Source organism: Acidobacteriota bacterium (assembly GCA_039030395.1).
In the GTDB taxonomy this organism is placed as follows: Bacteria; Acidobacteriota; Thermoanaerobaculia; order Multivoradales; family JBCCEF01; genus JBCCEF01.
On the sequence record JBCCEF010000002.1, the window covers coordinates 408,125 to 419,343 of the forward strand.

General features: G+C 66.1%; 11 protein-coding genes. All 11 read right to left on the reverse strand.

The features are described from left to right. Positions 1-8 precede the first annotated feature (8 nt). The 11 genes from AAF481_04125 to AAF481_04175 all read right to left on the reverse strand — a co-directional run bounded on the left by AAF481_04125 (position 9) and on the right by AAF481_04175 (position 11,137). Positions 9-278, reverse strand: coding sequence for an HPr family phosphocarrier protein (locus AAF481_04125; GenBank protein MEM7480338.1), 270 nt, complete (start codon positions 276-278; stop codon positions 9-11). Further along, positions 275-757, reverse strand: a complete 483-nt coding sequence (locus AAF481_04130) for a PTS sugar transporter subunit IIA (GenBank protein ID MEM7480339.1) — start codon at positions 755-757, stop codon at positions 275-277. The genes AAF481_04125 and AAF481_04130 overlap by 4 nt, the downstream gene beginning before the upstream one ends. 81 nt (positions 758-838) lie before the next feature. Beyond that, positions 839-1,735 carry an RNase adapter RapZ gene (gene rapZ / locus AAF481_04135; protein MEM7480340.1) on the reverse strand — a complete coding sequence of 299 codons (897 nt, stop codon included), beginning with the start codon at positions 1,733-1,735 and terminating at the stop codon, positions 839-841. Continuing rightward, positions 1,732-2,739: an HPr(Ser) kinase/phosphatase gene (gene hprK / locus AAF481_04140; GenBank protein ID MEM7480341.1), complete on the reverse strand. Its 1,008-nt coding sequence runs from the start codon at positions 2,737-2,739 to the stop codon at positions 1,732-1,734. Before hprK ends, rapZ begins: the two co-directional genes overlap by 4 nt. Beyond that, complete coding sequence (locus AAF481_04145) at positions 2,736-3,212, reverse strand: PTS sugar transporter subunit IIA (GenBank protein MEM7480342.1); 477 nt, start codon at positions 3,210-3,212, stop codon at positions 2,736-2,738. The genes hprK and AAF481_04145 overlap by 4 nt, the downstream gene beginning before the upstream one ends. A 48-nt stretch (positions 3,213-3,260) precedes the next feature. Next, complete coding sequence (locus AAF481_04150; GenBank protein MEM7480343.1) at positions 3,261-3,746, reverse strand: HPF/RaiA family ribosome-associated protein; 486 nt, start codon at positions 3,744-3,746, stop codon at positions 3,261-3,263. Between the two features lie 285 nt (positions 3,747-4,031). Beyond that, positions 4,032-5,480 (reverse strand): RNA polymerase factor sigma-54, encoded by a 1,449-nt coding sequence (rpoN, locus tag AAF481_04155; GenBank protein MEM7480344.1) that lies wholly within the window; start codon positions 5,478-5,480, stop codon positions 4,032-4,034. Between the two features lie 133 nt (positions 5,481-5,613). Continuing rightward, positions 5,614-6,354, reverse strand: a complete 741-nt coding sequence (gene lptB / locus AAF481_04160) for an LPS export ABC transporter ATP-binding protein (GenBank protein MEM7480345.1) — start codon at positions 6,352-6,354, stop codon at positions 5,614-5,616. After that, the gene (locus tag AAF481_04165) at positions 6,351-8,399 is read right to left on the reverse strand and encodes an LptA/OstA family protein (protein ID MEM7480346.1); all 2,049 of its coding nucleotides are present in this window, start codon (positions 8,397-8,399) and stop codon (positions 6,351-6,353) included. The genes lptB and AAF481_04165 overlap by 4 nt, the downstream gene beginning before the upstream one ends. 83 nt (positions 8,400-8,482) lie before the next feature. After that, positions 8,483-10,177 carry a single-stranded-DNA-specific exonuclease RecJ gene (gene recJ / locus AAF481_04170; protein ID MEM7480347.1) on the reverse strand — a complete coding sequence of 565 codons (1,695 nt, stop codon included), beginning with the start codon at positions 10,175-10,177 and terminating at the stop codon, positions 8,483-8,485. A gap of 15 nt (positions 10,178-10,192) precedes the next feature. After that, on the reverse strand, positions 10,193-11,137 hold the full coding sequence (locus AAF481_04175; GenBank protein MEM7480348.1) for an acetyl-CoA carboxylase carboxyltransferase subunit alpha: 945 nt from the start codon (positions 11,135-11,137) through the stop codon (positions 10,193-10,195). Positions 11,138-11,219 lie beyond the last annotated feature (82 nt).

The window sequence follows — 11,219 nt, forward strand, 5'->3', positions numbered from 1 at the left end:
GTTTCCGCTCACTTCTCTTCTCCGAAGCGGCTGGCGATCAGCGCCGCCAGGCCCTCAACCGCCGCGGACTCGTCCTCCCCCTCCGCCCGCAGCACCACTTGTGTGCCCTGGGCGGCGGCCAGGAGGAGGATGCCCAGGATGCTCTTGGCGTCGACCGTCTGGCCGTCCTTGGCCAGGGTGATGCGGCTGTCGAAGGTGTTGGCGAAGTGCACCAACTTGGCCGCCGCCCGGGCGTGGAGACCCAGGCGATTGACGATTTCGACCTGCCGTTCGATCACGCCTTCTTCCCTGCCTCTCCGTGTTCCTTTACCTGTGCGCGGTCATCGTCCGTCTGCGGACAGGGTGGCGGGGCGCAGGCCGCTTCTCGGTCGCTGCCGACGCAGATGCTCTGTTGCCCCTTCTCCGCCAGCCAGTGGGCCGCTTCGTCGAGGGTCTCCTCCCGCAGATTGCCGAGGCATGCCAGGCGCATGACCATCGGCAGGTTGACGCCTCCGATCACTTCGACCACGCCGGGAGCGCGAAAGGACATGGCAATGTTGCACGGAGTGCCGCCGAAGGCATCGGTGAGGATCAAAACGCCCTCGCCGGTGTTCAGGCGGTCGAGGGACTCCTCCACCCGCCGCCGGGCGTCATCCATGGTGGCGCTCCAGGACAAAGAGATCGCTTCGAACTGAGCCAAGGAGCCATTGATCTTGCGAGCCGCTTCGAGCAGCTCGCGAGCCATGCCGCCGTGGGTGAGAATGAGGGTTCCGATCATTTCGAAGGGCCTTTCGCTTGGACCCCAAAGGTCAAAGCGAGTACGGGGTTGAGAAGATTTACGCCTATTTACCGCCCTACTCTACCGTTCGATGTCGCGGTGCGCAACGCGGGTGGTCCAGTCCGCCTGTTCGAGGCGCCGGGCGAGGGCCTCGGTCACCGCTACGGAGCGGTGACGGCCGCCGGTGCAGCCAATGCCGACGGAAAGATAGCTGCGGTGCTCTTGGCGGTAACGCGGCAGCAAAAAGATCAGAAGGTTCGTCAGGCGCTCCACTAGCTCATGAAAGTCGTCGTCGCCGTGCAGGAATTCCCGCACCGGCTCTTCGAGGCCGGTTTTTTCCCGCAGGCCGGTAACGAAGTAGGGATTCGGCAGAAAGCGAACGTCGAACAGCAAATCCGTCCCGTAGGGAATGCCGTGCTTGAACCCGAAGCTGGTCACTGACACCAGCATGGCGATGCGCGACGACCGCTCGCCGCGGAAGTCTTCGGCCACCTGGCGCCGGGCGTCGTGCACGGACCACTCGGTTGAGTCGTAGACGCGGTCCGCCATCGCCCTCAGCTCCCCCATCAGCTCCCGCTCTCGGAGGATGCCTTCGATCACCGCCCGGTCGGTGGCCAGGGGGTGCGGCCGGCGGGTCTCCGAGAAGCGGCGGACCAGCGCTTCATCCGATGCCTCGAGAAACAACAACGTCGGCTCGACCACTTGGCGGTCGATGTCGCGCACCAGGCCGGGAAACTCCTCGGCGAAGCCGGGGGCGCGCACATCCGCCACCACCGCGATGCGCCGATGTCCCTGCACCAGCTCCAACGGCCGGCTCAAGAACTGCCGCAGCAGCGGCAAGGGCAAATTGTCGACGGTGTAGAAGCCCAGATCCTCGAAGGATTTCGCCACCGAACTCTTGCCAGAGCCGGATAGGCCGGTGATCAGCACCAAGCGGGCGCGGTTGTCGGCGCGGGGACTCGTTTCCGAGCCGTTCATCGCGGCGGCTTCCGGGCCGCTTCGAGCTGGCGGCGATTCTGTTCGATCTCGTAGTTGAGGGTGCGGGCGAACTCACGGGCAGAGTCGTGCCCCTGCAGTTTCAGCACATGGTTGCGGGCGGCGATCTCCACCAGCACGGAGATGTTGCGGCCAAGGGCCACCGGCATCAGCAAGTATGGAATCGGGATACCGAGGATGTCGTAGAGGGATTCGTCGAGGCCGTGGCGATCGTAGGCCTTGCCCTCGACCCAAGCCTCCAGCTCGACCACCAGGTCGACGGTTTTGCGTTCCCGCACGGCGGCCAGGCCGAAAAGGTCCTGCACGTTGATGATGCCCACCCCGCGCAGCTCCATGTGATGGTGCAGCGGCCCGACGCTCGATCCCACCACTTCGCCGCTCGGAAAGCGCTTGACGGTCACCTGGTCATCGGCCACCAAACTGTGGCCGCGGGTGATCAGGTCAAGGGCCGATTCGCTCTTGCCGACGCCGCTGTTGCCGATCAGCAGCACCCCCAGGCCGAAAATCTCCATCAGCACCCCATGCAGGGCGCTGGTGGGAGCCAGGCGCTCTTCGAGGAACCAACTGATCTCTTTGATCACCGTCGACGACATGGCCGACGAGCCGAGCACCGGCACCTCGCGCTCGATGCACAGATCGAGGAACCCCGGCAGTGGCTCGATGCCTTTGGTGATCACGAAGACTGGAACATCAAGGGCGGTGATGCGGTCGAAGCGGTCGTGCCGTGTGATGCGGTCTAGGGTTTCGAGGTAGGCCGTTTCGCTGGCCCCGATGATCTGCACCCGGCCGGTTTTGATGTAATCGTAGTAGCCGGCGAAGGCGAGGCCGGGCTTCTGCACCCGGGGGTGAATGATCTCGTTGTCGAGGTGACTCCCGCCGGCCAGGATCTCCAGCCGCAGCTCGTCCAGGGCGGCGCCGAGGAGATCCTGCACCGGCACACGGGTGGTGCCCGCCTCCGGCGGATTCTTTTGCGGCGGCTCCGTCAAGGCACCGGCTCCGGTTCTTCGGTTCTCTCCCGCCGCAGGAGCTCGAAGATCTCGCTCCGGTCGTTGGCGTCGATCAGCGCCTGGAGATTCTCCTCATGACGCACCCAACGGGAGATGGCCGCCAGCACCTGCAGGTGCTGCACCGGGTCCTTCTCCGGCGAAGCGAGCACGAACAGCACCTGCACGACCTCGCCGTCGACGGCGAAGAAATCGATCCCGCGGCGGGTCACCGCCACCGCCAGCACCGGTTCGCCAACCCCCTTGAGCTTGCAGTGCGGCACGGCGACGCCGTTTCCGATGCCGGTGGAGCCTAGGCCTTCCCGTTCGAGGAGAGCGTCGAAGAACGACTGCGCATCCGGCACTCGGCCGGCGACGGCCACATGGTCCGCCACCGAGCGAAGCACCGCCTCCCGGTCCTTGCCGTGCAGACCGGGGAAGATCAGGTCGGGGTCGAGCAACGCCGCTAAATCCATATCTAGCCGTTCTTTCGCAGGTTTGAGCTGGTCGTTACTGGGCCGCCTTCAGAGTTCCGGGGCAATCAAACCGTAATTGCCGTCCCGCCGCTTGTAGAGCACCTGAAGGCGCTGGGATTCCGCGTCGCGAAACACCAGAAAGTCATTCTTGCTGCTTTCGAGCTGCAGCGCCGCCTCCTCCACCGCCATCGGTTTGATGCGGAGGTGACTGGAGCGGATGATGCGCGGCCCTTCGTCGGCCTTCATCTCCAGCACGTCCACCGGCCAGGCGCCGTGGGGAATGGGCTCCGAGCCGCGCCGCCGGTGGTCCTTCAAACGCTCGGCGCCGCGCCGGGCCTGGGTCTCCACCTTGTCCACGACAAGCTGGACCGCCTCCTCCATCGTGCGAGACTCTTCCCGTGCTTTGAGCAGGCCCATCTTGTGGGTGATGAAGAGTTCGGCGATCTGCCGGTCCTTGTCGATTGCCAAGGTGACCCGTGCATCTACCGGATCCTGCAAGAACTTCTCGACCTTCTCGAGCTTGCCGTGGTGAATTCTCGAATGCGTTCACTGAGGTGGAAGTGGCGCCCTACGAATTCGACGTTCATCGGCTCCTTTCGCCTATTACGGTGGATCGACTACCTCCGGCGGGAAAAAGGACTGCCCCTGCCTGGGACCGAGCCCGGAGGGCTCGGCGGCGGCTTGGCCGCCGTGGACGGGGTGAGCCCGAAAAACTTTCTTTTCGGGCGACGGGCGGACCGCGTGCGGGCGCCTAGCCCCCTCAAAGAGAGAATCTAGCAGGCGTGCTGAATTCATTTTCATCGTCCTTTCAGCCGCCTGCTAGAAAATCTTCTTTCGCTCGGTGGAAGAGGGGATCGACAGCTCGTCGCGGTATTTGGCGACGGTCCGCCGGGCGATCTGGATTCCTTCCCGGTTGAGAACCCGCATCAACTCGCTGTCGGACAGCGGTTTCTTTGGGTCTTCCGCGTCAATCATGTGCTGGATCTTGCGCTTGACAGTGAGCGACGAAATGTTTTCGCCGTACTCCCGGTCAATGCCGCTGTGGAAGAAGAACTTCATCGGGAAGACGCCTCGCGGCGTGTGGATGTACTTGTTCGATACCACTCGGCTGACGGTGGATTCGTGCATGCCGATGTCTTCGGCCACGTCCCGCAAGACCATCGGACGCAGGTGATCGATGCCGTGCTCCAGAAACTCCCGCTGCTGGGCGACGATCGAGTTGGCGACCTTGTAGATGGTGCGCTGTCTCTGGTCGAGGCTCTTGATCAGCCACAGGGCGGAGCGCATCTTCTCCTTGATGTACTGCTTGGCCTCGGTCTGCGAGGAATCGTGCTTCATCTTTTGGAGCATCGAGCGGTAGGCCCGGCTCACCCGCAGCCGCGGCAGGCCGTCATCGTTGATCTGGATGACGTACTCGCCGCTGACCCGGTGCACATGGACGTCCGGCTCGATGTAGTGGGCTCGCTCATTGCCGAAGCGCCGGCCCGGCCGGGTTTCCAGGCTCTTGATGCGGTCGACCGCCGGCTTGAGCTCCTGGAGAGCCACCCCGAGGGTCTTGGCGATGGCCGGGAACTGGCGCTTGAGGAAAGCCTGCCAGTGATCGCGCACCATTTGGTAGGCCAGCGAATCTTCGCCTTCCTCCTGCCGCTGGAGCTGAAGCAGCAAGCTCTCCCGCAGATCCCGACAGGCGATGCCGGGCGGGTCGAAGGAGCGTACTCGATCGAGGGCCGCCAGCACATCTTCTTCCCGGTAACCCTCGTCGTCCCGTTCGAAGCCGGAGTCGCAGAGCTCCTCGAGGGTGGCGACCAGAAAGCCCTCAGGATTGAGATTGCCGATAATCACCTCGGCGATTTCCCGTTCGATGGGTTCCGTCTCGGCCATGTGGAGCTGCCACAGGAGGTGATCGTAGAGGTCCGGCTCGACGGTGAGGTTGTTTTCCGGCCGGAAGTCCTCGCGGTGCTCTCGCATCGAGGGATAGCCGCCGCTCTCCCAGGTTTCGCCGAAGAAGGCATCGAGATCGATGTTTTCGATCGAGTCGCCCTCTTCGACCTGCCCCTCCTTGGCCTCTTCGGCCTCGGCCTCTTTCTTGTCCTCGGCTTCCTGGCGGATCTCCATATCTTCGAGGACCGGATTCTCCACCAGCTCCTGGGTGACCAGGGTCTCCAGCTCCATGCGCGTCATCTGCAGAAGCTTGATCGCCTGCTGGAGCGACGGCGTCATCACCAGCTTTTGCGACAGCTTGAGCGATAGCTTTTGCTCTAGCGCCATGGGAAGGGACTCTTGTCGCGGTACCAATCCACCGAACCATGACCTGAAGAGGTCGTGATCCAGCCGGCCGAGGAGGCTCCGGGAGGGGTCGCCTGCAGCGGCTCGGGATTCATACGGGTTGTCGGACGGAGGGTCAGAGCTGGAACTCCTCACCCAGGTAGATCTTGCGCACTTGGGGGTCCCGGGAGAGGTCGTCGGGGGCTCCGGAACGCAGGATGCCACCGCTGTTGATGATATAAGCGCGATCAGTTATTTTCAATGTTTCCCGCACGTTATGGTCCGTGATCAAGATTCCGATGCCCATCGTTTTCAGGTGCCGAATAATACCCTGGATGTCGAGCACGGCGATGGGGTCGATGCCGGCGAAGGGTTCGTCCAGCAGGATGTACCAGGGGTTGATCACCAGCGCCCGGGCAATCTCCACCCGCCGCCGCTCACCGCCGGAGAGGGCATAGCCGGGGCTCTTGCGAACCTTGGCGAGTCCGAACTCTTGGATCAACTGGTCGATACGGCGCTCCTGCTCGGCATGCGCCAGGTCGAGGGTCTCGAAGATGCAGCGCAGATTGTCCTCGACGCTCATCTTGCGAAAAATCGACGGCTCCTGTGGCAGGTAGCTGATGCCGCGCTGGGCGCGCAAGTACATCGGCAGGTCGGTGATCTCGTCGTCGCCCAGAAACACCTGGCCGGCGTCCGGCGGGGTCAGGCCTACCACCATGTAGAAGGTGGTGGTCTTGCCGGCGCCGTTGGGCCCCAGCAGGCCGACGATCTCGCCGGGACCCACCTCGATAGAGACGTCCTCGACCACCGCCCGGGCGCGGTAGACCTTGCGCAGGCTCTCCGTCCGCAGCACCTTGGTCGGCCGCTCACCGCTCATCGCTCCCCTTCTCCGCCGGTTCCATCGGCTACTGCATCCGTCGGCACGACCGGCGCCGTGGGCTGCGATTCGTCCGTCGCCATCACCCGTCCGCGACCGCCCTCGATGTCATAGACCACCCGCCTGCCTTCGACCTCCGCGCCGTCTCCCTTGATCAGCTTCGCCGGATCGCCGCGCAAGTCGATGGTCTTCGCCACCAGATCATAGTAGGCCCGGGAGCCCTCGGCGCGGTGATCGCTCGCCGGGTCGACCAGCCGCACGTTGTCCACACAGGTCATCGATTCCGCTTCGCCGGACTCCGTCAGGGCCAGGTCGAGGGCGCGGCAGGCCAGGGTGCGGCCGCCTTGCTGGGTTCGCACCTGGCCGCGGTAGCGCAACTCGCCCGCAGCTTGCCGGTACTCGACCTGGCGCGAGGTCACTTCCACCGGCGCCTGCCCAGAGGCGGAGTCCACCCACAAGGTCTTGACGGAACCGCGGCCGGTCAGCACGTCGCCGCCGCCCTGCGGCTCCGCATCCACCCGCAACTCGTCGGCGAGCAATAAGCTGCTGCCCCGCCAGGCGCGGGCCTTGCCGCGGAACATCGCCGCCCGGGGCTCGTCGCGGAAGAAGGCTTCGGCGGACTCCACCCGCACCGGCCCCTCCTCTTCGCCGCCGCCGAGAGGCGTGTCCCCAAAACCCAGTTCCTCGGAATTCTCGAACTCGCAGACCACGCCGCCATCGGCGTGCAGCAGACCGTTGGTGCGGTTGTAGGTCAAACGCGGCGCTTCGAGCCGACCGCGTTCGGAAAGGGCGACCGCCGGCTCACCGAAGAGTTCCGCCGCGGCGCCTTCCTCGCTGTAGACCAGCCGGTCGCCGGTGGCCTCGGTGGTGGGGTCTTTGAGCACCACGTCCGGGCCGGCGGTCAACTCGCGCAGCTCGCCCTCGACGTCGAAGGTGGCCCGCAACCGGTCTCCGTCGATCTGCCGTAGCGGGGTGTTGTCGTCGCCGACGAGGGTTTCCACCAGATGCGGGCGGCCGAAGGCTTCCACGTAGCGTCCAGCGGGTCCCTGGAAACGCGCCACCAGGTACGAGGCGTCGAGGGTCTGGATGGTACCGGCGGTGCTGCGGGAGATGAGGGTGGCGCGCTCCACCGGAGTGCCTTCCAGCTCGATGCTCGCCGGCTCGGTGCCGGCTTCGTTCATCACTACCGACACGCTGCGGCCGGTGAAGCGAAGGTCCGTCGGCAGTTCGCCGGAGGCGACGGCGGGGGTGCTGGCCGGCAGCCAGTGACCGGAGACGTCCCAGCGGGCGCGCAGGAAGGTCAGGCGCGATTCGTCTTCCGAGAGAAAGGCGTTCACCCGACCGCCGCGCAGCAGATTGGGTCCCTGCTTGAGAATCACGTTGCCGGTGGCTCGAATCTGCTGCCGGGGCCGCTCCAGGTACAGGTTCTGCGCGGTGAGAATGATCGGCGCCACTTCCTGCTGGCCGGTCAGGCGGACGTTGCCGGAGAGGGTCAGGAGGTCCTGTGGGAACAGCACCCGCAGGCGGTCGCCCCGGCCCTGGTAGACGCCGCCGAGGGTGAACACCACGGGGCTGATGCTCTCCGCCAGACGACCGCGGTTCTTGAGCAGTAGGCCGTCGCAGGTGAGGGTCATGCCCTCCGGGCCGCTCAGGCGCACATTGCCTGTGAGACGCGCATCGCGGGTGCCGTAGTCGAAGTTCGCCTCGTCGGCGAACACGTGGTAGGCCACCTGATCCTCATCGAAAAAGGTCAGATGGACCCCGTCCAGCAATACTTTCTGGCCGTCTCGCACCCGCACCGACTCGCCGGCGATGTGGAAGACCTTGCGGTCCTTCTCGCTCTGGGTGAACTCGAAGCCTTCGCCGAGGAGGGTGGTGTCGCCGGAGGGTCCCGCCGTGGCCTCTTCCGTCGGTGAAGCGACGGGCAGCTCATCGCTGCTGCGGCCCGCTGCGAAGAGCCAAACCAGGGCGGCCAGCAACACCAGTCCCAGAAGGAGGACCAAGCGGCGCAAGCGCGAAAAATAGCTGGAGGTAGGGGACGCCATGGAGGGCCTATTCTATGGCCTGAGAGTGCGCTTCCGGCCGGTCCTGACTCTAGCACCCTGCAAGGGTTGCACCAACCTGCCCGTCAGCCGTGGAAGGCCGCCGGGCGCACGTCGATCAACCGCAGGACCGGACCGTTGCGATAGCGGTCGCGCTCCAGATAGCCCAGCGCCTCGAAGGCGGTCTCCAGCTCCCCCTTGCGGTCGCGCCACCGCCAGCCGATCAGCTCGAGCCGTCCGCCGTCCTCGCCGCGGGCGACGGCGGACAGGTGATCGTTCTCCTTGCCGAAGATGCGTGGCGCGCCGACCAGCTCCATCGGGCCGACCCGCAACAGGGGCCGCGAATTGCTCTGGCCGAAAGGCTCCAGCGCTTCGAGGCGAGCGAGGAACGATCCGTCCACCGCCTCCGTAGGGAGTTCCAGCTCGTAGCGATGGCGCGGCCGCAGCAGGTCCTCCGGCCAGTCCTCTTCGGCCTTCGCTTCCCACTCCGCGCGCAGGTCTGCGAGGGCGGCGAGGGGTACCGTCATGCCCACCGCCTGGGCGTGGCCGCCGAAACGGGTCAGGCGCTCCTGCCAGGCGGAGAGGAAGCGGTGGATCTCGATGCCCGGCACGCTGCGGCCGGACCCCACCGCGCGATCTTCCTCTTCCGCCAGCAGCAGCGTCGGCCGGTGCAGTTCCCGGGCGATGCGGCCGGCGGCGATGCCGAGCACCCCCTTGTGCCAGGTGGCGTCCCAGGCCACGGCGATGGCCGGCAGGGGATCGCGCTGCCGCAGGCGCTCCAGGGCCTCTTCGAAGACCCGCCGCTCCTCTGCCTGGCGGGAGCGATTCCAGCGGTCCAGTTCTTCGGCCAACTGCTGGGCACGACGGCGGTCGCGGGCAAGCAATAGCTCCAGGGCGCTGGCGGCGTCGTCCAGGCGACCGGCGGCGTTGAGCCGGGGACCGATGCGGAAGCCGACGTCCGAGGCGTCGAAGGGCGGCTTGATCCCCGCCACCTTGAACAAGGCCTGGAGCCCCGGCGACGGCGTGCGTCCCAGCTCCGCCAGTCCGAGGGCGGCGATCACCCGGTTTTCGCCGGTGAGGGGCACCAGATCCGCGATGGTGCCGAGGCAGGCGATGCGCAGCAGCGCCTCGATGGGAACCTGCCGCCCGCAACGCTCCGCCACGCCCAGGGCCAGCTTGAAGGCCAAACCCACCCCGGCGAGGTCCGGAAACGGGTACTCACAGCCCTCCTGCCGGGGATTGACCAGCACCGCCGACGGCGGCAGTTCCTCGCCGGGCAGGTGATGGTCGGTGATGATCACGTCGACCTCCCGCTCGCTGGCGGCGTCGATGGCGTCCGTCGACGATACCCCGCAGTCCACCGTCACGATCACCGAGCAGCCCAGCTCCACCGCCTTTTCGACGTGCACCGGCTGGAAGCCATAGCCCTCCTTCAGCCGGTGCGGCAGGATCTCGTGGGCGGTCAGGCCGCAAGCCCGCAGCACCGCCAGCAAGAGCGCCGTGGCGGACACGCCGTCGACGTCGTAGTCGCCGACGATGGCGACCGCTTCGCCGGCATCCCGCGCCAGCACCAGCCGGTCCGCCGCCTCATCGAGGCCGGCGAGGAGAAAGGGATCGTGTAGATGATCGAGGGAGGGATTGAGAAAGCGTGCGGCCTCGGCGGCGTCCGCCACCCCGCGCCGTGCCAGCAGCTCCGCCATCCAGGCAGGGATTCCCGGAGATTCCAGCGCCGAGGCGTGCTCCGGTGTGGAAGCCGGCAGCCACTCCGCGCGGTCAGTCATGGAATCCAGGCGCCGTTAGTCTTCGGTGAAATGACCTAGCTTACGGAAGCGCTGGTAGCGCTGGTCGAGCCTTTCATCGACGGACAGGGCCGACACCTCGTCGAGGGATCGCTCCAGCATGTCCCCCACCCGCCGGCAGGCATCCGCCGGATCCGTGTGGGCGCCGCCGATGGGTTCTTCGACCACCTCGTCCACCACCCCCAGGGCCAGCAGATCCGGCGCCGTCACCTTCAGGGCCTCGGCGGCCTCGGGCTTCTTGTTTTGGTCCTTCCACAGGATGGCGGCGCAGCCTTCCGGCGAGATCACCGAATAGATGGCGTATTCGAGCATCGCCACCCGATCGCCCACCCCGAGGGCCAGGGCACCGCCGCTGCCGCCCTCGCCGGTGATGGTGGCGAGGATGGGCACCTTGAGGCTGGCCATCTCGATCAGGTTGCGGGCGATGGCTTCCGCCTGGCCGCGCTCCTCGGCGCCGATGCCCGGGTAGGCGCCGGCGGTGTCGATCAGGGTCAGCACCGGCAGGCCGAACTTTTCCGCCAGGCGCATCACCCGCAGCGCCTTGCGGTAGCCCTCCGGCCGCGGCTGGCCGAAATTGCGCCGGATGCGCTCCTTGGTGTCGCGCCCTTTCTCGTGCCCGACCACCGCCACGGAGCGTCCCCGGAAGGTGCCGAAGCCGGCGACGATGGCCGCGTCGTCGGAGAACGCGCGGTCGCCGTGGACTTCCATCCAGTCGGTCAGCAGATGTTCGACGTAGTCGAGGGTATACGGCCGGTCCGGATGCCGCGCCACCTGCGTCTTCTGCCAGCGATTGAGCTTGCCGTAGACGTCCTTGGTCGCCTTCTTGAGCTGGTTTCGCAGGCGGTCCAGTTCCTTGTCGTGGCCGGGCATGGCCTCGAGTTCGTCGATCCGCTGACGCAGATCGAGCAAGGGGTCTTCGAAGGAAGCGGCGAGGGGCTGCATGAGGGAGAGCAAGGTAGCAGACTGCTACCCGAGGCGCAAGCAAGTCGCACCGCTGTCCGAGGCACGGAAGAGCCGGTCCAGA

What these genes read in the sequence shown, in the direction of transcription:
- AAF481_04130 (MEM7480339.1), bottom strand. Translation starts at nt 757, where the DNA reads ATGATCGGAACCCTCATTCTCACCCACGGCGGCATGGCTCGCGAGCTG.
- recJ (MEM7480347.1), bottom strand. Translation starts at nt 10,177, where the DNA reads ATGACTGACCGCGCGGAGTGGCTGCCGGCTTCCACACCGGAGCACGCC.
- rpoN (MEM7480344.1), bottom strand. Translation starts at nt 5,480, where the DNA reads ATGGCGCTAGAGCAAAAGCTATCGCTCAAGCTGTCGCAAAAGCTGGTG.
- rapZ (MEM7480340.1), bottom strand. Translation starts at nt 1,735, where the DNA reads ATGAACGGCTCGGAAACGAGTCCCCGCGCCGACAACCGCGCCCGCTTG.
- lptB (MEM7480345.1), bottom strand. Translation starts at nt 6,354, where the DNA reads ATGAGCGGTGAGCGGCCGACCAAGGTGCTGCGGACGGAGAGCCTGCGC.
- AAF481_04165 (MEM7480346.1), bottom strand. Translation starts at nt 8,399, where the DNA reads ATGGCGTCCCCTACCTCCAGCTATTTTTCGCGCTTGCGCCGCTTGGTC.
- AAF481_04175 (MEM7480348.1), bottom strand. Translation starts at nt 11,137, where the DNA reads ATGCAGCCCCTCGCCGCTTCCTTCGAAGACCCCTTGCTCGATCTGCGT.
- AAF481_04145 (MEM7480342.1), bottom strand. Translation starts at nt 3,212, where the DNA reads ATGGATTTAGCGGCGTTGCTCGACCCCGACCTGATCTTCCCCGGTCTG.